Below are 24181 nucleotides of genomic sequence, written 5' to 3'. Positions count from 1 at the left end.
TCCTCCCGTGCCGGGTGCCAACGTCCCGATTCTCAGCCGGGGTCGGCGGGGCTCGTGGATGAAGTCGCAGATCGGCCACGCGCTGGCCGGTTGGCAGCCGTCAGTGGTCCCAGCCCGCTCCCCTGCCCTGATCGGGCTGCGTGGTGTGGTGCTGCTGCTGGCGGGCGGGGTCGGCCGCGTCCTTGGCCGGCTGCTTCGGCTGCGGTCCGTCCGCGACGATGCGGCCCCGGGCTTCAGCGGCCTGGGTGAAGGCGGCCAGCCGGGCGAGGTTCTTCGGTGTGTGCAGCCACGTCGCGGGATCGGTCGTACGGCCCTCCAGGTACTCCTCGGGCATCGCGGCCCGCTGATGGGCCTGGACGGCGGCGGCCCGCTGCGCCGGAGTGAGGGCGGCGTCCCGGTCCGGGTGGTCGACCGTGTGCGGCGCCGCCTGGTCGTGGTTCTGGTCGCCAGCGCCCGCGGCGGCCGATGCCGTCACGCCCGGCGCTTCGTCCCGCACGGAGGAAAGGATCCGGGCGTCGCGGATCGCGTTCTGCAGGGCGAGGCTGGCGACCCGGGCGCGCTCGTACCGGCTCGACTCCCGCGGCGGCTTGCCGCCGGTGCCGGCGATCCACCACCGGTGAGGCCAGGCGAAGTCGGCGGTGTAGGTGAGCTGGTCCGGCGCCGGGGCCCGGCGGCCCTTCTGCGGCACGGTGAGCTGACGGGAGTGCCGGGACAGGGCCGCGTCGGCGATGTAGTCGTCCAGGCCGCGTGTGAACTCACGGCCGCGCAGCGTCTCCAGCAGGTGCCGGCGCGCTTCGGCCAGGACGTGACGGCGAGCGAAGGAATTGCGGACGGTGAAGACGATGGCGGCGACGTCGACAGCGGCGAGCGCAGTGTCCACCCTCGGGCCGACCCGGGCCCGGATCGCCTTCCCGGCCGCACGGCACCGCTCCAGCAGCCCGTCGACCATCGCCTTGCCGAACCGCAGGATCGCGGACGCACGCCACCACGCGCGCAGCTGCTCCAAGGGCTTAGGCATCTTCTTCGCCCGGCGGGTGTCCTGCGCCGCCCACCAGCCCAGGCCATTGCGGCCGCGCTCCCCGGGCAGCCGCTTGTGCTCCTTGACGTACTCATCGGTGATGCGCTCCAGCACCGGCGCCATCTGCTCGCGACGGGTGGCCGACCAGTCGATGAGCTCCTGGTCGACGCCGGCTATCTCCATGACGGGGCACAGGCCCGGCGTCACCTCCCGGGGCACGGTCGCCAGCCCGAGCTCCTCGCACACCTCGGTCGTCATCGTGAGGGTGTAGAGCGTTCCGGCCGCCACCACGTGCTGGTAGAGACGGACCGTGTCCAGCGCGTACCAGGAACCGTCCGGGCGCTGCGCCCGGTTGAGGACCAGACAGTGGTCGTGGAGTAGAGGAAAGCCGTCGCGGTTGTCCCAGTGCCGCCACTTCGCGATCACCAGGGCCGGTGCCTTCGCGCGCTGACGGCCCGACGACCAACGGGTCTCTGCGACCTCATCCTCGAACCAGCGCAGCGCGGTGGCGATGGCCCGCTCGTGCGCCCGCTCGATGACCCGCCGGGTGTGGTCGTCTCCCAGCGCCCACAACACGATCAGGGACGCCTGCGCCCGGAAGGTGAAGTCCAGCGCGAACAAGGGGGTCGCCTTGCGTCGCTCGATCTCTTCGACCGGCTGCCCCAGGACCGTCGCCAGCCGGGCCGCCTCCGGATCGGCACCGTCATCCAGGAGCTCACGCTCAATCCGGTCAGCGTCCGGATGCCGGAGCTCCCCGAAGACCAACTCCATCTGCCGCTCGGTCACCGTCTGCCCCGCGGTGAGCCCGAGCGCGGCCAGGCCGCGCCCCATCCACACCCCGGGCGGAAGCCCGGCCTTCTCCAGGGCGCCCTTCAGGGACTGACCGACCGGACGCCGGCCATCCCCGAAGGCAACCCCGCGCACGTAGTACCGCCACGCATTTCGCCTCTGAACCTTCGCAACACTCAACATCCCGACAGCGAACACCGGCTCTGACCTGGGCAAAAGGCCGATCCCGTGAGGCGGGAGGGTTCACCGGAACTTCACTGCCGATCCCGCCGGGCGGGCATCTGCGGCGACGTCATGCCCGCCAGGCGAACACCGCCTGGGGCCAGGCAAATGCTGCGCGACGACCAGCCCCACGCGCCTCACACACCCCGAAAACCGCCAGCAGACGACTCCGCCGTCAAGAAGCGCACACCTACGTACCGCTCCCCCGGACGACGACCAAAGACGCACCGCCCTGCACCACGTCACCGGCTCCCTTCACCCCAAGAGAGACACCCATCGCCCCCGGCAGCCCCGGGGGCTTCGTGCTTCCTGGAGGACTCCGTCATGCCGACCTACGAGACCACGCCCCGCTTCACCACCGACCTGGACCGCCTCACCCCCGACCAGCGCCACCGCTTCCGCCAGACAGTGACGGCCTTCGTCGACGACCTGCGCACCGGCGGGCGCTTCCGTGCCGGCCTCCGCGTGAAGGGCGTCCGGTGCGTGCCCGGCGTCTACGAACTCACCTGAGACGGGAACGGCCGGGCAACCTGGTCGTACGGGAAGGAGCGGATAAGGGGCCCAGCACATCGTCTGGCGCCGCATCGGTGGGCACGACATCCTCACCGGTCCCTGACCGGGGCTGTTGGAAAGGAAGCCTTCGAACCGGGGGCTTCATTTGAAGCGCCCCCGGACAACAGAGGACCAGCAGGTTTCCGGGGAACAGCGTCACGGTCTCCCGCGGCCGCTTGGCGGTGACCTCGTCTGCACCGACGGCCTGAACGACCAGCTCGTACGCCCCGACTGCTGGCGCCGCATCGGCACCAAATGAACGTGCGTCGAGCGGGGGACGGCCCGTCAGCGTGGCCGTGGGCCGCTTGGTTCCCGTAACCGCTACGGCGTCAGCTCGTTGAGGTCGCTGGCGCCGCCTGACACTGCTGCGACGGTGCCCGGCTGAGTTCTTCTGGCCCATGACCGGGGAATTGGTAAGCCCTAGACGCGCCGCGTCATCGCAGCAGAGAGTTCGTGGCTCGCCACAAGTCCGCGCAGAGTCATGGGATAGCGCCCAAGGACCAATGATGGCATCGCACGCACGTAAGAACGCGGCTCGTCGGCAGGAAGACCTCACCGGGGTGAACCGGCGGGCAGCGCTGCAGGACATCCGTAACACTCTCCCACCCATGGCGCGGGCCCGAAGTGCGGCAAGGGTGTCAAGCAGCGAGGCAGGCGCAACGGTTGTACCAGCTGAGCTGATCGCCCTCGTCCAGGACTTCGTTCGCTGGGGGCAACGGCATCTGGATGACGCTGTCCGCGCGTCACGCCAGCACGTCGAACGGCCGGGGGATTGGCACCGTCTGGTGCTCTATGCCCTCACTGATGCCCTTGCCTACAACTTCCTGCTGGTCGGCACGCTTGCTGGGTATCTCCAAGAGCAAGGGCTGGATGCGGACCTCCTGCGCCGTCACCTGCAGTGCTCCGACCCTGATCGCTACGTCAACCAGGAAGCACTTGATCTGCTGGCGGGGTTGATGGGCAGGACCGTCAATGAGGGCCAACGAGAACCCACTTGGCACTTTGTCGGCAGGCAGATCGCTCAGTGCGGGGTAGATCAAAGCGAGTAAAGGTCTCAGCCGCAGCCGGAGTGAGATGGAGCCGATACGGCCCCATCAACTGCCAACCTAGTAATGTTTGGCCACATGAGCATCCCCAGCCCGCGAGGGGAGCGAGAGAAGCTAATTACAGCCCTCACTCCCCAGCTGCGCAGACACCTGAAGATCCGTGCCTTTGAGCACGGAATGGACATCCAGGACGCGACCGAGCATGCCATCAATGCCTGGTACGCGGCTGATGGCATGCCGGAGGTCAAGACCGACGGCGCGAAGACCTGGGGCACCTTCCTCCCCGTCGGCGAGCCGGACAAGTTCAAGGCGGCGTGCACGGAGCGCGGTGTCACCTACGTAAAGGGACTCGCCCAGGCACTGACGCTGTGGCTGGACAACCACCCCTCCCCTACTTCGCCGTTGACTGCACAGCCGGTTGTGCGGGTGATAGTGGCGAATCAGAAGGGGGGCGTGGGCAAGACGTTCATCTCCAGCGGCATGGCTCAGGCCCTGGCCGAGTCCGGCCACCGGGTTCTGATCGTCGACTACGACCCGCAGGGGCACCTCACTGCCGAGCTGGGCTTCGAGGACGTCATGTATGAGGACGATGTCGAGACGCTCCTCATGCACATGGACGGCACGGCCAAGGGTCACATCGGGGATCTTCTGGTTGCGCTGGATCAGGAGCGCTTCGGTGAGCGCCTCCATCTCCTGCCAGCCTCCGACGACGCGTTCCTCCGCGACGTCGCCCTGTCCAAGGTCTCTTTCAGCGAGGCCGCGTTGGAGCGGGCGTTGGAGCCGCTGGAGGCCGACTACGACGTCATCATCATCGACGGGCCGCCCAGCCTCGGTCTGAACATGGACACGGCTCTCTACTACGTGCGCCGTCGTGACGGTGAGCTCGCCGACCGGTCCGGGGTCATCACTCCGGTGTGGGCGAACAAGGCTTCGCACCGCGCCTTCCGGCTGCTCAAGTCGCAGAAGGACGACCTGTGTCGCAAGGGGCGGATCCAGGTCGACTACCTCGGGCTGGTCGTTAACGCCTACGACAGCCGCCGGGGAAAGCTGGTCAAGGAGAACAAGGACCAGTGGGAGCTCAGCACCTCCCCTGCGGTGCTGGCCGTGATCGGCGACTTGAAGGAAGGGCGTGAGGCGGCAGACGGGGAGATCCCGCTGCTGGAGTACGCCCCGAACAGCGAGCACGCCCAGGCGATGCGTGATCTGGCGAAGGAACTGGCGGTATGAGCGACAACAAGCGGCAGCGGGTCACCCGCGGCTTCAGCATTGACGATGACGGCCAGGACGCGGGAAAGCCTGCTCCTCGCCGGGTCCGGACCCGCCAGCAGATCATCAACGGTGAAGGGAAGCGGCCGCCGGCCGCTGTCGCTCTCGCACAGCTCGCGCACAATCCGTTCAACCCACGCGAAGAGCTCACCGAGTTGGAAGAGACTGCCGAGTCGCTCAGCTCGCGGGGGCAGCTCCAGCCGGTTGCCGTCGTGCGGCGCGCAGCGTTCCTGGCGACGCATCCTGGTCTCGAAGCGAAGATCGGGGAGGCCGAGTACGTCGTCATCGATGGCAATCGGCGTCTCGCTGCTGCTGGTGTGGCCGGCTTGGCGGAGCTGCGGATCGACGTGAACGACGATCTCGCCGCGACTGCTGCCGACATGCTGGAGGCAGCGCTGATCGCGAACATCCATCGTGTGGACGTGCCGCCACTCGATCAGGCGAGGACGATCCAGGAGCTGGTGGAAGTACACGGATCGCAGGGCAAGGTAGCAAAGCGCCTCGGGAAGACCCCCGCGTGGGTTTCGCAGCGCCTTGCGCTTCTGGAGCTCACGCCAGAGCTGCAAGACAAGGTGGAAACGGGTGAGCTGAAGGTGGAACCCGCCCGCCGTATTGGTCGGCTGCCGAAGGAGCAGCAGGCGGCAGCGGCAGCGGAAACCGTTAACGCCGTTAATACCCCCCGCCAGCGCTCTCCTCGAAGGGTGCTGTCGCAGCGGGACGGCGACGAAACCGTTAACGCCGTTAATACCTCTGCGGCGGAGACGGCCGACGAGACCTCGGCTGCCCCGACCGTTAACGCCGTTAATAGTGAAGGGGGAGTGCCTGCCGGATCGGTTCCGCTCGTGATCTCTTCGGCGTCTCCCACGGATGTGGTGGACGCTCTGGTCGCGCGGCTCTCTCCGGCTGACCTTGCAGCGGTCGCGGAACTGCTGCTGGATCGACTCGGTGACGATCACAGCAACGCTCCTGATCGGGAGTCAGCGATGGTGTAGCCCTGCCAACGCAAAAAAGCGGCCCGCCGCCCTGGGACTACCAGGGCGGCGGGCCGCTTTGTGGTCAGGATGCCCAGGTCGCGGGCTCTCCGTGGTCGGGGTTGGGAAGGCCGGCGGCGGTCACCGGGGCTGCGGGGTGCCGCATCGCGGTGACGGGAACGGCGCCGGGTTCGGTGGCTGGTGCCCAGACCATGCGCCAGGTGTCGTCCCACTCGCACCCGCAGCCGTGGTCCGGGTGCGGGTGGTCAGTCGCTTCATCGGGTGGGCTCCTGGTCGTGGGTGAAGCGGGTGGCAGTGTGCTGGCCGAGCACGTAGCAGCACAGGTCGATGTCTGCGGGCAGGGCGGGCGCGTGGTGACCGAGGAGTGCGGCTCCGGCTGCGACGGTGAAAGTCCGGTTGACGGCGTCGGAGCCCTTTTTGGTGCGCGGTGCCTGGAACAGCAGGTACCGGGCGGTCACGAAGTCGGCAGGGGTGAGGTCGGGGTCGGCGAGGAGTCGCAGCGCGGCGGCGAAAAGGGTGTCGCTGTTGGCGGGGTCCGGGGTCGCTGCGTAGATGGGATCGCCGCCGGTCTCCATGCGTGAGACGTCCAGGCCGCGGGCGGCGACTCGTGCTGCGAGTTCCGCGCCAATGGTGTGGGCAGCCTTGCCGCGGATGATGCGGTTGCCGGCCACCCGGCGCCCGTCGGGGAGTTCGACCCAGTTCTGGAGCACGTCTCCCTCGATGTTCTCTGAGGCGAACCTCGCGGCGGCCTCCTTTCCGTAGGTGGCCATCGCGTCGTAGGCGGGTGTTGCCGTGCCGCCTCGGTAGGTGTGTGACGGGCCGTCCCACGTCGCCCCGTCACGCAGCCGGCCTACCGGGCCGAGCCGGTCGTAGTTGGTGGTGCTGGCCGTGATGGGGGTCCGGAACCGCTCGGCGCTGTAGGCGATCCCGGTGCCGAGCCGGCCTGTGGCGCGGGCCGCCAGCGTGTACCGCCATGTCGTCACCTCCTGGTGGGCCGTGCGCATGACGGCCTGGCGCTCTGCCAGGTTCCGCGTGGCGGCGAGCGTCTTCAGGAGGATGTCCCGGACGGTGGCGGCGGCCGTGGCCTGTTCAGCCGCGAACAGCCTGACCCGGGCTTGTTTGGCAGGGTCGGCGGTACGAAGCGCCAGCGGCGAGGTGGGGAAAAGATCAGCGGTGATGGTCGTCACAGGGTCTCCTGGGTGAGCGAAGAGTGGCAGTGGTGGGCCGTGCCGTGGGTTCGTGGAAGGCGTCGACGTTGCGGGCTGCGACGGCGGGTAGCGGGGTGGTGGCATCCGGGGCGGCCGGGCTCGTGGCCGGCGGCCGCCCCGGGCCGAACAGACGAAGCGGCCGCTGGCAGGGGGGCTGCTTCGTGGTGGTGGACGTGTAGGGGGAGTGCGTGGTGAGGGGCGCATTGGGCGTGGAAGGGTGGGTGCGCCCCGGGGTGTCTGGCTGGCCACATGGTTGGTGACGGAACGGATCTCCTCGGGGCATTGCTGTGGTGTCAGGCGTGGTCTTGCGGCACAGCACGTAGGGCGCGGGCCAGGCGAAATGCGTCCGTTGCGCCAGTCCAGGAGTTGGACCGGCGCAACGGATGGCTCGGGCCTCGCGGGTACGGGGTGGCGCCCGCGGTGGTCATGGCCGCAGGTGGGGCAGCTGCTGCAGCACTCGGGCGACCAGGTCCGGCGACGGCTTCCAGGGACCGAGCTGCCCGCCAGTGAGAATGGGCAGGGCGAGGGCCTGGACGTCGGCGAGCACCAGGTGGTGCTCGCCGACCTGTGCCCAGGGGCTGCACGGTTCGGATCTGTCGGGGTCTTGGTGGCAGCTGGTGATCCGGGCAACGCCGATCACTGCACCCGTTGGCAGTTGCAGGCCGCGGATCGTGCGGGCGACCAGCGGGACGCGCAGCGCGGGACGATCGATCTGCTTGCCCGCGTGCAGCAGCACCCAGCCCGGCTTCCAGGGCCGGGGCCTGTTCTCGATCGTCTTGGCGCCGCTCAGGATGGCCGTCGTCCACGGCTGCCTGATGGTGATGCCGCGGATCCAGTCGACTTCGGGGAGCTCGGCCGGGTTCATGCGGCTCGCCCCCGCACCGCGGTACCGGGGCGGCCGGCGCGGCGGCCGTTGACGCTCGGAACGCGGACGTGATCGGGACGGGCCCGGACGATGTCGCCGGTGTGATTGCCCTCGTACATCGCCGCATCCGCAGCACGCATCAAGGTCGGTAGATCTCTACTCCCGACGGCGTCCGGGGTGGCGGCACCCAGGGAGACGGCGAGCGGCAGCAGTCCATCGTCGTACGGGACGGGGCGGGTCATGAGGCGGGCCAGGTGGTCCAAGCGCAAGTCTTGGTGACGGGGCTCGATACGTGTCAGGACGGCGAACTCGTCGCCCCCGAGACGTCCGGCGACACCGCGGTGTCCAGCCCACTCGCTCAGGCGGGCGCCGATCGCAGCGAGCGCGGTATCCCCGGCCGCGTGCCCGTGGCGGTCATTGAGCTGCTTGAAATGGTCAGCGTCACTAGCAAGAACCAGGACCACCTGGTCGGGGTGGCGCTCCAGGAGGCGCTGCGCTCGGGTGGTGAACGCTTCGCGGCGCCAAGTGGTGGTGAGCGGGTCGCGCTGGGCCTGGGTGAGGCGGCGGCGCAGGACGGTGGTGTGCAGGGTCCATCCGGCCAGTGGCACGGCCATGGCGGTGAGCTGGAGTGTCTTCCTCGGTAACGCGAGCGTGGTCATACTGGTGGCTTCCTTCTCGTCTCTGGCACGGGAGTGGAAAGCCTGGGACCGCCGATGCAACGGCGGTCCCAGGCGCTTGTTGTGTATGCGGGGTGGGTCAGTCGGTGAGCGGGGCACCGGCGGGCCGAGTGGTCAGCGGCCGGTGCGGCGACGGGTGTCGGCGAGGATGGCCTGCCCGTCGGGGTGGATGTCGACGGCGGCGCGCAGTGCCTGCCACCAGGTGTCCGCGTGCCGCTGGCGCTCCTTCAGGTCCCGCAGCTTCTGAACGAGACGGCCGTAGCGGGCGGTGAGGGTGTCGCACAGGCATTCCGCGTCGGGGTCCTGGATCCGGGACATGCAGCCCGGTGCGAGGCACAACGTTCCGTCGGGGTCGGTGAACCAGAAGCACCCACGCGGCAGGGTGTCGGGGGCGGTTACGACGGGGTTGTCGCGAGTGCCGGTCCCAGGAGCGGTCATCAGGCGCCGCCGGTTGTGGCGATGAGGTCGGAGGCCAGGTGGACCGTGGGGAACCCTTCGTCGTGCAGCTGGTCGGCGGTGGGCAGCAGCTGGTGCAGCTCACGCACGACGTGCAGAGGCACGACCCGTTCTCGGCTGGCGTTCTGTGCCTCCACGACGCTGAGCGTCACGTCGAACAGGACCGCCTCGGGGGTGCGCTGCCAGTAGCGGGCGCGGGCCACCAACCCGGCCCTGACGTGAGTCTGCAGGTTGGTCGCGTCGGCGATCGTGGTGCGTCCGCGGGCGAGGCGGGCGTCCAGGAGCAGGTTCTGGATCTCGACGGCGACCGGTGTGGCGGACTGGTCGGCCTCGGAGTCGGTGGCGAGGTTGCGGTAGGTGTCCAGGCACACGCGCCAGCTGTCGGGCCACTGGGCGGCGAAGGTGGACTTGCCGCAGCCCGGCGGTCCGATCAGCGTGCACAAGGTGCCGGCGGTGAGGTTCAGGATGTTCATGAGTCCTTCCGGTGCAAGCGGGCGGCCCCGGCCTGGTGGCCGGGGCCGTGATGTTCGGTGTTCACGCCCTGGTGGAGGGGAGGGGTCTCAGACGCCGTTCTCGCGGGTGTTGCTGACGTATCCGATGGCGCTGGCGACGTGGCCGCTTTTCATGAGGCTGCCGGCGTCGTCGATCCGGTTCCGCAGCTCGTCCAGCCGTTCCCAAGCGATCTTGAGTTGCTCGGTCAGCCACCTGGTGTCGTCGTCCGTAGCGGGTTCGAGGCGGTTGTCGATCGCGGTCAGGCGGCTGGTGTCCGGGACGCTCGCGGCGAGGTAGGCGTCGGCACGTTGGACCTCGTCGGCGGTGAACTCCTGCCTCATCCGCGGCTCCGCCTCGGCCTTCAGGGTGCCGCCGTAGCGGGCCATCCTCACTGCCAGACGGGCGAGGTGCCAGTCGCTCCAGCCATCCTTGACGCTGTGCTCGCGGAAGCTCATCGGCGGCCGCCCTTGCGCAGGGTGATCCAGGTGGTGACCAGAGCGGCGACGACGCCGATCACACGGTGGGCCGCCTGGTCTGTTGACTGCACCAAGTTGGTGATCCGCTGGTGTTCCGGCTGGTGGGTGCCGAGGATTTCGGCATGTCCTCGTTTCATGGAATGTCCTCCGTACATCGGGATCTGATGGATGGCTGCGGTCGGTTGCCGTCGGTCGGCGCGGTGGTGAAGGGGGCGAGACCTTCGCTCCCGTGGTTCGTGGTCGACGCGGCCGGTCGGGAGATCGAGCCTGTGAGCCGGTACCTGCGGGATCTGGCGCTCGGCGACGCGAGCGCGCTGACGGGCCGCAGCTACGGGTATGACCTGCTGCGCTGGTTCCGGGTGCTGTGGGCGGTGGATGTCGGCTGGGAACAGGCGACCGAGGCGGAGGCGACCGCGATGGTCGGCTGGCTGCGTACGGCGCCGAATCCGCAGCGGCGTCGCTCGCGACTGGACTCGATGCCCGCAGGCGTGGTCAATCCGAAGACGGGCAAGACCACGCTGCTGGATGGATACGCGCCACGCACAATCGCGCACGCGTTGACCGTGGTGCACGGCTTCTACGCCTTCCACCGGCATTACGGCCGGGGGCCGGTGGTCAATCCGGTGCCCGAGAGCAGGGATCGCCGGGCCCGGCTGGCTCACCGCTCCCCACTGGAGGCGCCGTCGACCACCAGGCGTGCCCGCCTGCGGCCGAAGGTGCGGGAGCGCCAGCCCCGGGCGATTCCGGATCGGCTGTGGGACGAGCTGTTCGCGCAGATGAAGTGCGATCGGGACCGTGCCCTGCTGGCCTCCTACGTCAGCTCCGGGGCCCGCGCCAGCGAACTGCTCGGGGTGCGCCTGGAGGACGTGGACTGGTCGGCCGGACGCTTGTGGGTGATCACCAAGGGCACGGGGCAGCGGGATCCGGTGCCCGCGTCCCCGCAGGCTTTCGCCTACACGGCGGCCTACCTGGACCAGGCCGGGCTGCCCGAGCCGGGCGGGCCGCTCTGGCGGACCCGTCGTGGTGATCCCCGGCCGCTGACCTACTGGGCGATGCGCCGCGTGATCCAACGGGCGAACGCCGTACTCGGCACGAACTACACGCTGCACGACACCCGGCACACGGCGGCCACGCGGATGGCGCGCGATCCCTCGTTGACGCTGGTGGAGGTGCAGACGATCCTGCGGCACGCGCATCTCAGCACCACCGCCCGCTACACCGCGGTCGGCCTGGAGGATCTGATGGACAAGCTCGCCGAGCACTACCAGCGCCCCCGGCAGGAGATTCGCTGGTCGCAGACCTACGATCCGGCCGACGTCGAGGCGGTGTTCGGTGCCCGGTAGTACTGCTGGCTACAACGCACGGGCGATGGGCCCGACGACCGGACGCATTCAGCGCAATCCCCTGCGGGAGGCGCCGGCGGACCGGGTGAACACCAAGGTCATCCAGCCCGCGCCGCCGTCCGAGCCGGAGAACCCGCCCCGTCCGGCCGGTGACCTCTCCCGGGCCTCGCTGGCCAAGGTGGCCGACGCAGCCGTGACAGCCTGGGACGACGGGGGCCTTGAGCGGCGCCGGTTGCGCCGCCTCAGCACGGTGACGATCCTCGAACACCTGGCGCGGTTCCCCGGCACGACCTGGCAGCAGCGATGGGTGGCGGCCGGGCTGGACGAGTACGGCACGAATCCCGGTGACCTGGGCGGCGAGGACAAGAAGCTGCGGAAGCTGTTCATCTCGGGCACTCGGCAGTTGTTCTGCCTGCGGGTGATCCGTCCGAGCCTGGACTCCTTCCGCGGGCACACGTACCCGAACTACGCCCTCGACTTCCGCCTGGTGGCCAAGGACTCCCTGCTGGACAAGTTCCACGCCGCGGTCGAAGCCTCCGACGCGACCCCGGCCGCCCGGCGCACGGCACTGTTCGATGTCGCCTGCGCCCTGACGGTATTCGGGATCTCCCTGGCCGACCTGACGCCGGAGGTGCTGCTGCACTACTCGCTGGAGTCGCGGCGCAAGCAGCTCACCCGCGGGGCCACCAGACGCGGCCAGGAGTTCAACTACGCGGCGATCGCGGCCTGGCACATCCTCTACGAGTCGAGGCACTTCCCGCCGTCGGCTCCGCACGTGCTGCGGGCCGCCCTCGTCGGTGGGCAGAAGAGCGTCGAGGAGCTCGTCGACCGGCAGCAGCTGCGCAACACCAACGTGCGCGACCTGCTGGTGGACTACCTTCGCCGCCGCGCCGCCGATCTGGACCACTCCTCGCTGCGGCAGCTGGCCCGGGTCCTGCCGGGCACGTTCTGGAGCAACGTGGAGAAGGTCAATCCCGGCCAGGCCGACCTGCGGCTGAGCGAGGAGACCTACCAGCAGTGGAAGGAGACCATCTCCGTCCTGCCGGGCGGGCGGCCCCGGCTCGACATGGACGGCGTGCTGCTCAAGGTCCGCACCTTCTACCTGGACTTGCAGAGCTGGGCGGTCGCCGAGCCCGAGCGCTGGGCGGCGTGGTCGGTGCCCTGCCCCGTCCGGGATGCCGAACTGCGCTGGTTCAACGTCCGCCGCCGCGAGATCAACGCCCGGATGGCCGAGCGGACCCGCGTCCGCCAGCCCCTGCTGCCTCTGCTGGTCGACCACGTCACCAACCGGTGGATGCGGCTGCGCGAGATCCTCACCGCCGCCCAGGCCGTCGAGCCTGGTGAGCGGTTCACCGCCGCCGGCGCACAGTGGCAGCGCACCGCCAGCGAGTACGACCTCAAGCGGGCCAAGACGGAGAAGTCCTTCCCCGTCCGGGCGGTCAACCGGGAGACGGGCGAGCTGGTCGCCGTCACCCGGGACGAGACCGCGGCATTCTGGGACTGGGCCGTCGTCGAAGTGCTCCGACACGCCGGCCTGCGGATCGAGGAGCTGACCGAGCTGACCCACTTGAGCGTCCGCAACTACCAGCGTCCCAACGGTGAGGTCGTCGCGCTCCTGGTCGTCTCTCCCTCGAAGACGGACCGCGAGCGGGTGATCCCGATGTCCGCCGAACTGTTCCACGTCATCGCTCAGGTCATCCGCCGGCACCGCGGCACCTACGGCACGGTGCCGATCGCGAGCCGGTACGACGTCCACGAGAAGGTGTGGTGCCCGCCCCTGCCCTACCTGTTCCAGACCCAGACCGGCCTGGAGCGACAGGCGATGAGTACCAGCACGATCTGGCGCCGCCTGCGCAAGTGCTGCACCGAGCTGGCCAAGACCCACCCCGAGTTCGTCGGGACGACGTTCTCCGCGCACGATTTCCGCAGGATCTTCGCCACCGACCTGGTCAACTCCGGGCTGCCCATCCACATCGGTGCCGCCTTGCTCGGCCACCTCAATATCCAGACCACTCGTGGCTACGTCGCGGTCTTCGACGACGACATCGTGCGCCACTACCAGCAGTTTCTCGACCAGCGCCGCCAGCTGCGGCCGGAGGAGGAGTACCGGGACCCCACATCCGAGGAGTGGTCGGAGTTCCAGGAGCACTTCGACAAGCGGAAGGTCGAGCTGGGCTCCTGCGGGCGCCCCTACGGCACGCCTTGCGCGCATGAGCACGCCTGCATCCGATGTCCGATGCTCTCGGTCAACCCGACGATGCTGCCCAGGCTGGATGAGCTGGAGGACGACCTGGTCGCCCGCCGCCAGCACGCGATCGCACAGGGCTGGAAGGGCGAGGTCGAAGGCATCGAGCTGACCTTGACCTTCCTGCGCTCCAAGCGGGCCCAGGTCCACCGGTCGCAGCAGCTGCCCCCGGTGAACCTGGGCATCCCCTCTGTCCCTCACAGCCGCCTCACACCAGAGTGATCAGCAGCGCGGACACCAGCAGGGCGGTCTGGTGCAGGGCCTGATCGGTCAAGTACATGCCGTTCATCCCGGCCGCCTTCAGCTCCGCGAAGCCCTTCGACCCGACGTGCTCCAGAAGCCAACGCACCGGCCACCGACGATCGAAGAACGCGTGCGTCACGATCGAGACGGCCAGCCCCGCCGCCAGTCCGGTGACGGACATCTGAAGCGGGAGGACGGTCCAGACCAGGCCCAGCATCACGGCCAGCACCAGGTGGTACTGGGCAACGTGTCCCAGACACGCGCCCCAGCCCCGCCGCGGGCTCGCGCCGTCGGCGACCTCGTCCGCCGACGGCGCCGCCTTGCTCCCGGCCTGGTGGTCGGTCTGCCCGATCACGTGGTCCGCGAGGTTGTGACCGACCGCGAGGACCGCCCACACCGCGCCGAACGTCGCCAAAGTCGCGACTTGCTCGATGCTCGTCATCGGGCACCCGCCAGAAGGCCGCGAAGCGAGCGCTCGGTAGTGTCCTGCGACGAACCCGCCGCCGTCAGTCCAGCGGTCAGCCACAAAGGAGAGCACTCATGCCGTTCGGTGACTTCGACGCATGGCAGCGAGAACTGCTGCTCACCGGCGGCTTCGTCCAGGATGGTGACGCCTCCGAGTACGGGCCCGAGGCCCAGGCCCGCTTCGACCGCTACATCGAGCTGGCGGACATGGTCGACGGCACCGAAGGACCCGCAGCGGTCAAAGCCCTGATCACCTCGCTCCACGCCGAGGACGACCACGGCGCCCACGAGGCTGTCTACAGCGCTCTGCAACGCTTCCCCGGTCGAGACCTTGTCAGAGGCGCCGCCATGGCAGTTATCAACCTCTTGGAGATCCCCCGAGACAACAGCGGCCACGTCCTTCAGCTCCTGACCGTGCTGGCCAGCGATGAGGACCTTCAGGCATTCCGTGCCGCCTTCGGTCAGCTGCTGCCCGAGATCCGAGCCGGCCTGGCGGCACTCATCGCCCACCATGAAGCCGATGAGTGGCTTGCAGATGAGCGCTCCATCGGACGGCTCCGGCTCGCGCAGGACTAACCTCTCGCGCGAGCGTTCAGCGCCTTCCGAGTTGGTGCAGAGAAGGTCCAGCTCCATCAGCGCCGTGCCGGGCCCGGAGACGTCCTGGACAGGCTCGGGGTACTCGGTGCCCTCCCCGCCGGCCTTGCGGACGACGGTGGCGTGCTTGATGTAGCCGCCCTTGCCGGCCTTCTCGGCAAGCCAGAGCAGCGGGTCGCGCCTGTCCAGGATTCCGTGGGTGATCGCGTTGATGGCGGCGCCGGTGAGGAGCGCGCCCGCGGGGACGCGGTACCCCACGGTGCGGGTGACGGCGAGCGTCGAGGCGAGCTGCACGGCCGAATAGGAGGCGACGTGTCGGCTCACCGAGCGGCGGCCGTACGCGCTGGCCGTGCAGGTGCGGCCTTCCTTGCCGTGCCGCCACGGGTTCTCCTCAACCGGGGAGCCGTCGTTGACGTAGACCAGGTGGGAGCCGTGCATGCCCTTGGTCGAAGCGTCGTGCGAGTTCTGCACGAACTGGTCCCCGAAACTGTGGACTCCATCGAAGACGGCGATCAGGGCGGCGGCCAGGGCGAGGCCCTCGATGGCGCGGATGCGATCAGTCATGCTGGGTGTGCTCCTCATCTCGGTGTTGGGGTGGGGTGTGCGGGGCGGCCGGCCTCTTGCCGATGCTGCGGGTGCCCCGTGATGCGCTTTCGCCCCCGGCCGGAGTCCGGACGCTGTTGGTAAATTCGGGGGCCGCGTAACGACGGCCTGTACGACCCCGTTGGGGTGGTGCAGGCCGTCGTCGCGTTTTTTGGGGTGGGTTACGTGTCTTTGCGTGGGGTGGAGCTGGAGGAGATTCCTGAGGAGACCGCGCGGGTGGCGCGTGCGGTGTTCCCGAAGGGGTGTCTGGCGATGCGGGTGCGGGATGTGCTCGGGCCAGTCTTCGCCGATGCCCAGTTCGAGGGGCTGTTCCCGGTGCGGGGGCGGCCGGCGGTGTCGCCGGCGAGGCTGGCGCTGGTGTCGGTGTTGCAGTTCGTGGAGGGGCTGACCGACCGGCAGGCCGCGCACGCGGTGCGCTCGCGTCTGGACTGGAAATACGCCCTGTCGCTGGAACTGACCGATACCGGGTTCGACTTCTCCGTGCTGAGCGAGTTCCGCGCCCGGCTGGCCGGGGATGATGCGGGCAGGGGCGTGTTCGACGCGGTGCTGACCGCCGCCGGGGAAGCCGGGCTGGTCAAGCCGGGCAAGCGGCAGCGCACGGATGCCACCCACGTACTGGCCGCGACGAGGGACCTGAACCGGCTGGAGTTCGTGGTCGAGACACTGCGCACGGCGCTGAACCAGGTCGCCGAAGCGGCCGGCAACTGACTCGCGGGGGTGGCACCACCGGAGTGGTTCGACCGCTACTCCGCCCGGCCGGAGGACACCCGCTTCCCGTCCCGGTGGGCCGCTCGCGTCGAGCACGGCGACCAGTGCGGAGCCGACGGCATGGTGCTGCTTCAGGCCGTCTGGTCGGCGTCGGCACCGCCCGGCCTGCGGCATCTGCCCGCGGTGGAATTCCTGCGCCAGACCTGGGTGCAGCAGTTTTGCCAGGCCGACGATGCCATGCGCTGGCGGGAGCCGAAGAACACCCCGCCCGGTCTGATCCGCTTACGCACCCCGCACGAACCCGAGGCCAGGACCGGGGCGAAGCGCGATCTTGGCTGGTCCGGCTACAAGGTCCATCTCAGCGAGACCTGCGAACCCGACGCCCCGCACCTGATCACCCACGTCCACACCACTCCGGCACCTGTCACCGACATCGCTGTCCTGGAAGACATCCACAACGCCCTGGCCCGGCGTGAGCTCCTGCCGGACGAGCACCTGGTGGACGCGGGATATGTCGACGCCGAGCAGATCCACCACGCCCGCCGCGATCACAGCGTCAACCTGGTCGGCCCGGTCGGAAAGATGACGAACCGGAAGCAGGCGGCGGGAGAGTTCTTCGACAACACGCGCTTCGCCATCGACTCGGACCATCGCACCGTCACCTGCCCCGGAGACAAGCAGAGCACTTTCTGGCGGAATACCACCAGCCACCGGGGCACCCCCGTGACCCGGGTCACGTTCCCAGTCAAGGCGTGCGGTCCTTGCGAGCTGAGGACCTCGTGCACCGATTCACCCCGCGGCCGCGCACTCACCTTCCGCCCCCGAGCCGAGCACGAGATCCTCCAGCAGGCCCGGATCGAACAGGACACCGACCAATGGCGGCAGCGCTACGGGCACCGTGCTGGGGTCGAGGGCACCATCTCCCAAGGCGTCGGGGCCTTTGGCCTGCGCAGATCCCGCTACCGGGGACTCGCCAAAACCCGCTTGCAACACCACTTCGCCGGTGCCGCCATCAACCTCGCCCGCCTCGACGCCTGGCTCACCGGCAGACCCCTCGCCCGTACCCGCGTCTCACCCTTCGCAGCACTCCGCCCCGCTGGATGAGATCCAACGGGGCGGATTTACCAACAGCGTCCGGAGTCCGGCCGGGGCGGTGGTGTTCAGAACGGCGACTCGTCCCAGGCCGGGACGGGCAGAAGCCGGATGCGCAGCTCGCGGCGGTCGGACTAGCAGCCGCACGCCTCCATCTCGGGGAAGGCGCCGCCGGTCCACCAGCCGCCTTCGCCGTGGCAGTGCGGGCAGTTCGGCCGGGGCCGGGCGGTGATCTCGATGCGGTGCCGGTCGGCGTACAGCGCGAGGTGACTGGCCCTGAGCGCGGCGGCGGCCGTCGCCGCGGCGAGCGGAACGGCGGCGGCGAGCAGCAGGGCGGCGCGCAGGTGGCGGGCGGTCACCGCAGCGGGATGGCGCGGCAGGCGGCGGCGTGGTTGTTGGCGTCCGGCCGGATGCGGAACAGGTAGTCCTCCTCGGGACGGTCGGAGGAGTCTCCGCAGCCGCGGCAGTCCCAGCGGTTCCTCTCCGAGTGCTTGCCGGGGCCGGTGACGTCCACGTAGCCGCCGCCGACCGTGATGAACCTGATCAGCAGGTTCTTGGGGCGGTCCGGCTCGGTGAAGGCGGCGAGGGTGGCGGTGCTCATGGGCTGGTGTCCTCTCGGATCAGGCGGCAAGCAGGTGCTTGGCCGGGGAAGCGATGTAGGAGGCGGGGTCGGCGGGCGTGCCGTCGAAGCACTCCACGCAGGACCCCAAGGTCTTCAGCGGGAGGCAGTGGAAATAGCGCCGGCCACAGGGGCCGGGACACGTCTGGCGGGCCGCCATCGCCTTGTCGAGCGCGGCTTCCTTCGCGAGCGTCATCGGGAACTTCGGCTTCGCCAGGTCGATCCGGTACAGCCACGCGAAGCGCTTGCCGCCGCGGCATTCGATCCGTGCGACGGGTTCTTGGCCGCCGGGGCGCAGTCCCATCTCCCGCAGCTGGCGGCGGGTCGCGAGGTGCTCGCGCCCGGCCTGCTTCCACCGGAAGACCGGTAAGGAGCCGTCGCCGGGGTCGTTCGGGTCGACGTCGACCAGGTCCTGGTCCTGGTCGGCCATCACCTGGCACCGGGGAGTCGACGCTGGGGCGCTGGGTAGCGGGGGCCGGGGGTGGTGGGGCGGGGGCGGCCGATCCTGCGGCGGGGCCGGGAGATGAGCACGATGAACCCTCCATGCCGTCGGTGGCGTGTGGACGTGGAAGCGCCCGCCGCCCCTGGTGGCGGGGCGGCGGGCGCGGGTGGAGCTCAGGCTGGTCGGCCTGCCCGGTCACCGGCAGCCGGCCGCCCGGGTGCGGGCGGCGGTGCCGGTGGCCAGGCGGAGCGACCGGATCAGCGGCGGTAGTGGGCAGTCCGGTGCCTCAGCCAGTCCAGCAATGTGGGGTGGGTATGCCGCCAGGCGCTGCGGTCCAAGCCGTAGGTGGTGGGGAAGGTCTGGGCGGTTCCGCAGGTGCACGTCCAGGCGTAGGGCTCGGGGCTGGTGTCGTCGCGGGTGGCGGTGACGGTGGCCTGGGTGCCGTCGTGGCGTCCGTGGTAGGTGCCGATCCAGAGCGGGTCGGACATGGTGTCGGTTCCGTTCGTTCGAGGGCGGGCAGGGCTCGGTTTCTGCGTAGCGGTGCGGTGGGGTCGGTCGGTCGGTCGGGGAGCATGGTCGGTATGCCGCGCACGCTGAGAGTTACGGGTGAGTCGAAGAACCTGACGTTTGAGGAGCTGAGGGAATTCGTGAAGGTCGCCGGGGACGCGGGGGTGGGGGACGACGAGTGCGTCACCGCCGAGGTATCGACCACCGGGAAGATCAAGGAGCTTGAGGTCGAGATCTCGTGAGGCCGCCGACCTCGTAGTGGGGATGTCGGGGCGGCCGGGTGCGTGTGAGCACCTGGCCGCCCTTTCGCGTTGTGCGGGGTCAGGGGTGGAGGGCTGCGGTGGTGGCCCACAGTGCGCCAAGCGACGCGGTGGCGAGGGTGAGCCAGGCAAGGGCGCCGGCCCAGATCCGGCCGCCGGTGCCTTTCGGATCGCGAAGGTCCGCGAACGTGTCGGCGAGACGTGTCTGGAGGGCAGCGAGTATGCCGAGGTCGGTGTACCAGCGTCCGCGCCGGTCGACCTCGCCGGTCTTCTCCCCATCGGGATAGTGGCCACCGTGGAGCGCCTGGCGGTGGTGCTCGCCCTCCGCGCCGATCTCCGGCGGGCTGAAGCGGACGGGGCTGGTGGTGCGGCAGACGGGGCAGCGGTAGAGGTAGCGGCGCAACATGTTTCCTTCTGCTGACGCAGGCCCTGCACCCCCTCCCTTGAAAGGGGCTGGGAGGGGGTGCAGGGCCTGGGGAGGGGGGTGGTGCAGATTTGGTTGTCTGACCTGTCTTCGCAGGTCAGAAGTTGTCTTGGAGGTTGTCCGGTGGTTGTCCCGACCTTGTCCGCAGACAACCAGCGGACAACCGGCGGACAAGGTCGGGACAACGTCTTGGGCGGGCTCAGTCGAATGCGGTGAGGGCCGCCTCGATGTCCTCCAGGAGGTAGACGGTGGGCTTGCCCTTCACGTCGGACAGCCGGGTGGATTCCAGCTCGACGTCTGCGTCGGCGAGTTCCTTCTGCAGGGTCCGGGCGACCATTCCGAGACGGATGCGGTCCTCGCGGTCGTCCCACTGCCCCCACCGCCCGGGGTCGTCCTTGCGGAGGTGGTCGTGGATCTGGCCTATGGTCAGATGCTCCGATTCGCCCTCGCGAACGAATACTTCGCGCAGGGTTCGGAGGATTCCGGGTGCCTCGGGCCGGGTCTCGGTGCCCGTTCCGGCGGGTGCGTTGCAGGCATCGCGGAGTTCGTTCCAGGCGTCGAGGAGTCCGGCTTCGGTGAGGGTGTGGGTGAGGTCGGGCAGGCCGGCGGCGGCGCGTTCGGCGCCGAGCCGGGCGGCCTGGTCGGCGTCGATTTCGCGGACCTGGTAGCGGATCGGGCGGTTGGGCATGCCGGGCAGGCCGACGCCGTAGATCTGGCCGGCGTCATTGCGGGCGGTGTGGGTGGCCGCGCGAAGCAGGTCTGCCCGGTACCCCTCGGCGACGGCTCCGGCCCCGAGGAGCTCTGTGACGTCGACCCGCCGGCAGGCGCCCACGAGCTTGGCGGCGAGCTTGGGGCCGATGGCCTCTCCGAGGTAGTCCTTCGTGCCGAACTGGCTGCCGCCGTAGACCCAGATCGCTTCCTTGCGGCCCAGGAGCAGCAGCTTGATCAGCAGGGCCTTGGCGGTGGGGGAGAGCTGGGGCCATTCGTCGACGAACGCGCAGATCGCGGGGTGTTCGGGGCTGACCTTCCATTTGTTGCCCCAGCCGTAGGCGGCGCGTTGCCGGGCGCGGGCGGAGCACCAGGCGAGGAGGAATTCCAAGATGGCGATGATGAGGTCGTCGTCCATGCACGCGGTCAGGGTGATGGCGGGGCCGAGGTCGCCGACCCCGGTGCCGACGGGGTCGAGGTTAAGGACGACGGCGTCGCGGGTGGAGGTGACGGCCTCGGCGGCGGCGAGCATGACGCCGCTCTTGCCGCCGCCGGAGTCGGCGACCATGAGCAGCATCAGTCCGGCCAGCGAGAACGTGAGTGGGGTGGCGTCCATGGCGACACCGAAGTCGAACATGTCGGTGATCGATGCGGACAGCGGCGCCCGGTAGGGGACCGGCCCGACCAGCTCAGGAGTGAACGGATCGGTCAGGATCATCCGGACCGTGCAACTGTCACCGTGCTCCGGATCCGACTCGATCAACAAGCCGTTGCGGCGGAGCTTCAGCAGGGTGATCAGGTTCCGGTAGGTCTGGGACTCGTTGAGGTCGTCAGGGCTTCCGGTCTTGAAGGAGACGCGTGCGGACCAGCCCCACGGCTCCTTCGTACCGTCGGTGACGGCCTCGATGTCGCCGCCTTCGTGAAGGATCGCGCGGCGCAGCGCTTCTTCGGCCTGTTCCACGGTCGTGACGTCGCGGACCGGGAACGACGTCAGGTCCTCGGTCTCAGGTCCGGGTTCGGTGGTTGCGTCGGAGCTGTTCTGGGCGCTGCTGGCAACGGGTTCGAGTTCGGGCGGTCCGACGAGGTCTGCGGGCAGAGCCCGTTCGGTGAGGGCGAGAGGGTGGTGGCCGAGCCACCAGGCAGCCCCGGCCAGGACCGGCAGCGCGAGAAGGCCGGCGGCGGGTGCGGCGAGGACCAGGGCGAGGGCCGCGGCGCTCGTGGGAACGATGACGCCGGCGAAGCGGCCCAGGCCGCGGACGGTGCGGTAGCGGCGAACCTGATCCCGTGTGGGCTGCAGCAACTCGGTCTGGAACGGAATCCGCCCCAGCGCGGTACCCGCGCGGGCCTTCAGCTTGAGCTCGGCGTGCGTGTTCTTCAGCCGGGCCGCCTCTTCGGGGGTGAGGCCGAAGTCGACAGCCTCACGGGCCAGCTTCTGGGCCCTCTTGTTCAGCCGCTTTATGTCGGCGGTCGTGTCCTCGCGCTGCTCGGTGTAGACGTCGAGATGCACCTTGACCAGGCGCCGGCGGATCTCCTCGTCCGACATGGAGCCCAGGGTCGTCCAGTGGACAGTGGCGGCCCACCCGTGACGCAGGCCAGGACCGGTCTGCCCGGCCACGTACCGGGCCGCGACAGCGGCGTAGCAGGCGATGCTGCGCCCGGTGCTCGCAGCGCGGTGAGCGGCGTTCCCGCGCGTCTGGGCCTGCTCCTGGTCGTGATGCTGACGAGGGCCGGGGTCTTCGTCGTCGACGATTTCGGCCCAGACGTATTCGCCTTCGTACGGCTCCATCTGGCCGTGGGTGGGGTGGGTGGTGCTCATTTCTCCTCCATGCGGGGGTCGTTCGGAACAGCGCGAAGGGGACCGGGGGTCTGGTGGGGCCGGTCTGGCGTTTGCTGGGGGGTGGGTTCGGGCTGGGGTGGCCCGCCGCACGCCCGCCCGGTGGGTGGGGGTGTGGGGGACCGTCACGGCCCGGCGCCCTATCCGCCGAAGACCCAGAAACCGACGTTGTTGCTGATCAGAACAGCGCTATTCAGGGCGATACCGAGGAAGCCGACGCCGCTTCCGGCGGAGATGCCGATCAGCGTGCCGCCGGCCATTTCCTTCCAGTCCTTCGGCTTCCACTTGGCGGCGTAGGTCTTCACGCCGAACCAGACCAGGATGCAGATACCCAGAAGCGCGCCGAACGCGGTGACGGGGGTGACGTGGGTGGTGGGCGGGTTGGCCGGGGTCTTGGCTCCGGCGAGGCCCTCGATGGCCTGTTCGCCCGCGATGTTCATGCCCGCCCGCATCGCTCCGGCGCCGCCGCCGAGCAGGCCGGCGGAGTTGACGGTGACGGCCAGGACCGCGAGGGCCATGAGGATCACGGTCTTCTTGTTCTTGAGGACCTTGAACTTGAAGCCGGCGACGATCAGAACGATGGCGATCGCGCCGAAAGCGATGGTGCCGAAGGTCCCGTTGGCGACCTGGGTGTCGAACAGATTCATGGTCAGGCTCCAGTGAATTGGCGGAGGAAGTAGCGGCCGGTGAGGATGATCAAGCCGCAGGGAACGGCCCAGATGAGAGGGCGGGTGACGATCCAGCCCAGGCCGGACGTCACGAATTTCCAGACGGCAGTCCAGACGGCCTTGCCGGTGAGGACGAGCACCTTCGACAGGCCCTTGCAGATCTCGCCAAAGACCCCGGGGACGATCTGACCTGCGAAGACCGGGACGATAAGCCCGAAGGCGATACCGGCGGGCAGGAACGCCGCGTCGGTCAGGGTGTTGGTGCTGAGGAAGTGGGCGACCCACTGGGCGGCCGTGTGCTCGCCCAGCGGGGGCACGGTGACCGCCAGGATCGCGAGGCCGTTGCGCTTGAGCTGGAGACGCCCCCAGTCGACCGGATTCCCGTCGGCGTCCTCGCGGTTGAACCGCTCGATCAGGCCAGTCGCGATGTCGATCCAGCCGACCCCCAGCGCGGCGGCGGCCACGCCCTCCGCGGTGCGCCCGGCGACGTCAGCCCAGTCCGGGCCCGTACGTCCGGCCTGCTCGACACCGGCCCCGTCAACCGCGGTGACGGTGGTCTTCTCGGCGAAGTCCTCGGCGAGGTCCTCGGCGGTGTGCTGGGCGGGGATACGGCCCGGGGGAGCGGGGGGCGGGGTGGTGCCGGTGATCGGGCACACGACGTACGTCTCGGCCGCGAGCGCGCAGCCCTGGCGGATCGGGCAGGCCGCGCAGCAGCCCCCGTCGACGGCCCCCGGCCACGCGTCGGCGGGCCTGGCGGTCGTGTCCGTCACGACGCCACCCGGCCCGATGCCACCCGGTCCTGCAGCCAGGCACGCACCGTCAGTTCGTCCAGGTCCGGAACGGTCACCGCCGGGGCGGTGGGGGCCGGGGCGGGGGCGGGCTGGAAGCCGCAGGGCAGGGACAGCGCGGTGGCGGGCTTCGCGGCGGGCCCGAGGCGGCCGGGGAGACGGGTGACAGTGGTTACCGGGGCGGCGAGGCGCCGCAGGTGACGCAAGCGGCGGGGGCGGCGGATGCGCAGGCAGGCGAGCAGCACGGGCGGGCTCCAGAAAGGGGTTGGGTGGAGGGGCCGGACCGGGTTGTCGGTCCGGCCCCTCGGGGTGATGTACGGGTGGGTCAGGCGGTGCGGTGCGGGCGGGTCAGCGGGTGCGCCACCAGCCGCCGCGGTCCTGGCGGGAGCGCTCGGACGCCTCCCATGCCTGGCCCTGCCGGTCCGCCGCCTTGGCGTTGCGGTGGTGGTTCTCGCGGCGCTTGCGGGCCGCCTTCTCGCTCGCGGATTCCTGTCCGCTGTACTGCTGTGCGAGGTCCTTGTCGTTGCCGATCAGACCGAAAAACGCCATGGTGATGACACTCCTGACTGCTGGTTGGGG

The 24181-nt window shown here is 69.6% G+C and carries 27 protein-coding genes and 2 pseudogenes; 8 read left to right on the top strand and 21 right to left on the bottom strand.

Annotated elements, in window-relative coordinates:
- Positions 1-100: 100 nt before the first annotated feature.
- A complete protein-coding gene (gene mobF / locus ACZ7IB_RS37075) occupies positions 101-1990 on the bottom strand; it encodes a MobF family relaxase (RefSeq protein ID WP_470918792.1) in 1890 nt (629 codons plus the stop codon).
- 363 nt (positions 1991-2353) lie between these two features.
- On the opposite strand from mobF, the gene ACZ7IB_RS37070 reads away from it, so the two are divergent.
- The 4 genes from ACZ7IB_RS37070 (at position 2354) to ACZ7IB_RS37055 (ending at position 5885) form a co-directional block, all read left to right on the top strand.
- Positions 2354-2539 (top strand): hypothetical protein, encoded by a 186-nt coding sequence (locus ACZ7IB_RS37070; protein WP_470918790.1) that lies wholly within the window; start codon positions 2354-2356, stop codon positions 2537-2539.
- Between the two features lie 677 nt (positions 2540-3216).
- Positions 3217-3630, top strand: coding sequence for a hypothetical protein (locus ACZ7IB_RS37065; protein WP_470918788.1), 414 nt, complete (start codon positions 3217-3219; stop codon positions 3628-3630).
- Positions 3631-3705: 75 nt separating this feature from the next.
- Positions 3706-4854 (top strand): ParA family protein, encoded by a 1149-nt coding sequence (locus ACZ7IB_RS37060; RefSeq protein WP_470918787.1) that lies wholly within the window; start codon positions 3706-3708, stop codon positions 4852-4854.
- A complete protein-coding gene (locus tag ACZ7IB_RS37055) occupies positions 4851-5885 on the top strand; it encodes a ParB/RepB/Spo0J family partition protein (protein ID WP_470918785.1) in 1035 nt (344 codons plus the stop codon). Before ACZ7IB_RS37060 ends, ACZ7IB_RS37055 begins: the two co-directional genes overlap by 4 nt.
- Positions 5886-5949: 64 nt before the next feature.
- On the opposite strand, the gene ACZ7IB_RS37050 is transcribed toward ACZ7IB_RS37055, so the two are convergent.
- The 8 genes from ACZ7IB_RS37050 to ACZ7IB_RS37015 all read right to left on the bottom strand — a co-directional run bounded on the left by ACZ7IB_RS37050 (position 5950) and on the right by ACZ7IB_RS37015 (position 10196).
- Positions 5950-6078 (bottom strand): hypothetical protein, encoded by a 129-nt coding sequence (locus tag ACZ7IB_RS37050; RefSeq protein WP_470918784.1) that lies wholly within the window; start codon positions 6076-6078, stop codon positions 5950-5952.
- Positions 6079-6139: 61 nt separating this feature from the next.
- Positions 6140-7072 (bottom strand): hypothetical protein, encoded by a 933-nt coding sequence (locus ACZ7IB_RS37045; RefSeq protein ID WP_470918782.1) that lies wholly within the window; start codon positions 7070-7072, stop codon positions 6140-6142.
- A gap of 445 nt (positions 7073-7517) precedes the next feature.
- Positions 7518-7958 (bottom strand): ASCH domain-containing protein, encoded by a 441-nt coding sequence (locus ACZ7IB_RS37040; RefSeq protein ID WP_470918780.1) that lies wholly within the window; start codon positions 7956-7958, stop codon positions 7518-7520.
- A complete protein-coding gene (locus ACZ7IB_RS37035) occupies positions 7955-8617 on the bottom strand; it encodes a GGDEF domain-containing protein (protein WP_470918779.1) in 663 nt (220 codons plus the stop codon). The genes ACZ7IB_RS37040 and ACZ7IB_RS37035 overlap by 4 nt, the downstream gene beginning before the upstream one ends.
- A gap of 132 nt (positions 8618-8749) precedes the next feature.
- Complete coding sequence (locus ACZ7IB_RS37030; RefSeq protein ID WP_470918777.1) at positions 8750-9073, bottom strand: hypothetical protein; 324 nt, start codon at positions 9071-9073, stop codon at positions 8750-8752.
- A complete protein-coding gene (locus tag ACZ7IB_RS37025) occupies positions 9073-9564 on the bottom strand; it encodes an AAA family ATPase (RefSeq protein WP_470918775.1) in 492 nt (163 codons plus the stop codon). Before ACZ7IB_RS37025 ends, ACZ7IB_RS37030 begins: the two co-directional genes overlap by 1 nt.
- Positions 9565-9651: 87 nt before the next feature.
- Positions 9652-10038, bottom strand: coding sequence for a hypothetical protein (locus ACZ7IB_RS37020; RefSeq protein WP_470918773.1), 387 nt, complete (start codon positions 10036-10038; stop codon positions 9652-9654).
- The gene (locus ACZ7IB_RS37015) at positions 10035-10196 is read right to left on the bottom strand and encodes a hypothetical protein (RefSeq protein ID WP_470918772.1); all 162 of its coding nucleotides are present in this window, start codon (positions 10194-10196) and stop codon (positions 10035-10037) included. The genes ACZ7IB_RS37020 and ACZ7IB_RS37015 overlap by 4 nt, the downstream gene beginning before the upstream one ends.
- Before the next feature lie 132 nt (positions 10197-10328).
- Here ACZ7IB_RS37015 and ACZ7IB_RS37010 point away from each other — a divergent pair, with 132 nt between their 5' ends.
- Entirely contained in the window at positions 10329-11402 is a 1074-nt protein-coding gene (locus ACZ7IB_RS37010; protein WP_470918771.1) for a tyrosine-type recombinase/integrase, read from the top strand.
- Positions 11392-13869: a tyrosine-type recombinase/integrase gene (locus ACZ7IB_RS37005; protein WP_470918769.1), complete on the top strand. Its 2478-nt coding sequence runs from the start codon at positions 11392-11394 to the stop codon at positions 13867-13869. The genes ACZ7IB_RS37010 and ACZ7IB_RS37005 overlap by 11 nt, the downstream gene beginning before the upstream one ends.
- Here the strand turns inward: ACZ7IB_RS37005 and ACZ7IB_RS37000 are convergent.
- Positions 13856-14332 (bottom strand): DUF3307 domain-containing protein, encoded by a 477-nt coding sequence (locus ACZ7IB_RS37000; RefSeq protein WP_470918767.1) that lies wholly within the window; start codon positions 14330-14332, stop codon positions 13856-13858. The two genes, ACZ7IB_RS37005 and ACZ7IB_RS37000, sit on opposite strands and share 14 nt — an antisense overlap.
- Positions 14329-15513 (bottom strand): hypothetical protein, encoded by a 1185-nt coding sequence (locus ACZ7IB_RS36995; RefSeq protein WP_470918765.1) that lies wholly within the window; start codon positions 15511-15513, stop codon positions 14329-14331. The genes ACZ7IB_RS37000 and ACZ7IB_RS36995 overlap by 4 nt, the downstream gene beginning before the upstream one ends.
- A 204-nt stretch (positions 15514-15717) precedes the next feature.
- Here ACZ7IB_RS36995 and ACZ7IB_RS36990 point away from each other — a divergent pair.
- Positions 15718-17364, top strand: a pseudogene (locus tag ACZ7IB_RS36990) (IS1182 family transposase).
- Positions 17365-17420: 56 nt separating this feature from the next.
- Here the strand turns inward: ACZ7IB_RS36990 and ACZ7IB_RS36985 are convergent.
- From ACZ7IB_RS36985 to ACZ7IB_RS36970, 4 genes and pseudogenes are all read right to left on the bottom strand, one after another.
- A pseudogene (locus ACZ7IB_RS36985) lies at positions 17421-17711 on the bottom strand (hypothetical protein).
- Positions 17708-17953 carry a hypothetical protein gene (locus tag ACZ7IB_RS36980; protein WP_470918763.1) on the bottom strand — a complete coding sequence of 82 codons (246 nt, stop codon included), beginning with the start codon at positions 17951-17953 and terminating at the stop codon, positions 17708-17710. Before ACZ7IB_RS36980 ends, ACZ7IB_RS36985 begins: the two are co-directional and overlap by 4 nt.
- 19 nt (positions 17954-17972) lie before the next feature.
- On the bottom strand, positions 17973-18401 hold the full coding sequence (locus ACZ7IB_RS36975) for an RRQRL motif-containing zinc-binding protein (RefSeq protein ID WP_470918761.1): 429 nt from the start codon (positions 18399-18401) through the stop codon (positions 17973-17975).
- Positions 18402-18670: 269 nt separating this feature from the next.
- Complete coding sequence (locus ACZ7IB_RS36970) at positions 18671-18901, bottom strand: hypothetical protein (RefSeq protein ID WP_470918759.1); 231 nt, start codon at positions 18899-18901, stop codon at positions 18671-18673.
- 93 nt (positions 18902-18994) lie between these two features.
- Between ACZ7IB_RS36970 and ACZ7IB_RS36965 the strand changes: the two genes are divergently transcribed.
- Positions 18995-19162, top strand: a complete 168-nt coding sequence (locus ACZ7IB_RS36965) for a hypothetical protein (protein WP_466088518.1) — start codon at positions 18995-18997, stop codon at positions 19160-19162.
- A gap of 79 nt (positions 19163-19241) precedes the next feature.
- Here ACZ7IB_RS36965 and ACZ7IB_RS36960 read toward each other — a convergent pair whose 3' ends face one another.
- The 6 genes from ACZ7IB_RS36960 to ACZ7IB_RS36935 form a co-directional block, all read right to left on the bottom strand.
- Positions 19242-19586, bottom strand: a complete 345-nt coding sequence (locus tag ACZ7IB_RS36960) for a hypothetical protein (protein WP_470918757.1) — start codon at positions 19584-19586, stop codon at positions 19242-19244.
- A 217-nt stretch (positions 19587-19803) separates the two neighbouring features.
- On the bottom strand, positions 19804-22128 hold the full coding sequence (locus ACZ7IB_RS36955) for a hypothetical protein (RefSeq protein ID WP_470918755.1): 2325 nt from the start codon (positions 22126-22128) through the stop codon (positions 19804-19806).
- A 158-nt stretch (positions 22129-22286) separates the two neighbouring features.
- Positions 22287-22793, bottom strand: a complete 507-nt coding sequence (locus tag ACZ7IB_RS36950) for a hypothetical protein (protein WP_470918753.1) — start codon at positions 22791-22793, stop codon at positions 22287-22289.
- Positions 22794-22795: 2 nt separating this feature from the next.
- Positions 22796-23584, bottom strand: a complete 789-nt coding sequence (locus tag ACZ7IB_RS36945) for a hypothetical protein (protein WP_470918751.1) — start codon at positions 23582-23584, stop codon at positions 22796-22798.
- Positions 23581-23847, bottom strand: a complete 267-nt coding sequence (locus ACZ7IB_RS36940) for a hypothetical protein (RefSeq protein ID WP_470918749.1) — start codon at positions 23845-23847, stop codon at positions 23581-23583. Before ACZ7IB_RS36940 ends, ACZ7IB_RS36945 begins: the two co-directional genes overlap by 4 nt.
- A gap of 103 nt (positions 23848-23950) precedes the next feature.
- The gene (locus ACZ7IB_RS36935; RefSeq protein ID WP_470918747.1) at positions 23951-24151 is read right to left on the bottom strand and encodes a hypothetical protein; all 201 of its coding nucleotides are present in this window, start codon (positions 24149-24151) and stop codon (positions 23951-23953) included.
- Positions 24152-24181: the final 30 nt, after the last annotated feature.

The organism is Streptomyces sp. NPDC037301, from assembly GCF_055602785.1.
Note: the sequence above shows the minus strand (reverse complement) of the source record. Positions and strands in the feature narration are given on the sequence as shown.

Bases quoted from the DNA above. Each gene is read 5' to 3' on its own strand.
- ACZ7IB_RS36980 (WP_470918763.1), bottom strand. From the start codon at position 17,953: ATGAGCACCGCCACCCTCGCCGCCTTCACCGAGCCGGACCGCCCCAAG.
- ACZ7IB_RS36970 (WP_470918759.1), bottom strand. From the start codon at position 18,901: ATGTCCGACCCGCTCTGGATCGGCACCTACCACGGACGCCACGACGGC.
- ACZ7IB_RS37020 (WP_470918773.1), bottom strand. From the start codon at position 10,038: ATGAGCTTCCGCGAGCACAGCGTCAAGGATGGCTGGAGCGACTGGCAC.
- ACZ7IB_RS36935 (WP_470918747.1), bottom strand. From the start codon at position 24,151: ATGGCGTTTTTCGGTCTGATCGGCAACGACAAGGACCTCGCACAGCAG.
- ACZ7IB_RS37000 (WP_470918767.1), bottom strand. From the start codon at position 14,332: ATGACGAGCATCGAGCAAGTCGCGACTTTGGCGACGTTCGGCGCGGTG.
- ACZ7IB_RS37055 (WP_470918785.1), top strand. From the start codon at position 4,851: ATGAGCGACAACAAGCGGCAGCGGGTCACCCGCGGCTTCAGCATTGAC.
- ACZ7IB_RS36965 (WP_466088518.1), top strand. From the start codon at position 18,995: ATGCCGCGCACGCTGAGAGTTACGGGTGAGTCGAAGAACCTGACGTTT.
- ACZ7IB_RS37050 (WP_470918784.1), bottom strand. From the start codon at position 6,078: ATGGTCTGGGCACCAGCCACCGAACCCGGCGCCGTTCCCGTCACCGCG.
- ACZ7IB_RS36960 (WP_470918757.1), bottom strand. From the start codon at position 19,586: ATGTTGCGCCGCTACCTCTACCGCTGCCCCGTCTGCCGCACCACCAGC.
- mobF (WP_470918792.1), bottom strand. From the start codon at position 1,990: ATGTTGAGTGTTGCGAAGGTTCAGAGGCGAAATGCGTGGCGGTACTAC.
- ACZ7IB_RS37070 (WP_470918790.1), top strand. From the start codon at position 2,354: ATGCCGACCTACGAGACCACGCCCCGCTTCACCACCGACCTGGACCGC.
- ACZ7IB_RS36995 (WP_470918765.1), bottom strand. From the start codon at position 15,513: ATGACTGATCGCATCCGCGCCATCGAGGGCCTCGCCCTGGCCGCCGCC.
- ACZ7IB_RS36975 (WP_470918761.1), bottom strand. From the start codon at position 18,401: ATGGCCGACCAGGACCAGGACCTGGTCGACGTCGACCCGAACGACCCC.
- ACZ7IB_RS37040 (WP_470918780.1), bottom strand. From the start codon at position 7,958: ATGAACCCGGCCGAGCTCCCCGAAGTCGACTGGATCCGCGGCATCACC.
- ACZ7IB_RS37030 (WP_470918777.1), bottom strand. From the start codon at position 9,073: ATGACCGCTCCTGGGACCGGCACTCGCGACAACCCCGTCGTAACCGCC.
- ACZ7IB_RS36955 (WP_470918755.1), bottom strand. From the start codon at position 22,128: ATGAGCACCACCCACCCCACCCACGGCCAGATGGAGCCGTACGAAGGC.
- ACZ7IB_RS36950 (WP_470918753.1), bottom strand. From the start codon at position 22,793: ATGAATCTGTTCGACACCCAGGTCGCCAACGGGACCTTCGGCACCATC.
- ACZ7IB_RS37060 (WP_470918787.1), top strand. From the start codon at position 3,706: ATGAGCATCCCCAGCCCGCGAGGGGAGCGAGAGAAGCTAATTACAGCC.
- ACZ7IB_RS37015 (WP_470918772.1), bottom strand. From the start codon at position 10,196: ATGAAACGAGGACATGCCGAAATCCTCGGCACCCACCAGCCGGAACAC.
- ACZ7IB_RS37035 (WP_470918779.1), bottom strand. From the start codon at position 8,617: ATGACCACGCTCGCGTTACCGAGGAAGACACTCCAGCTCACCGCCATG.
- ACZ7IB_RS37025 (WP_470918775.1), bottom strand. From the start codon at position 9,564: ATGAACATCCTGAACCTCACCGCCGGCACCTTGTGCACGCTGATCGGA.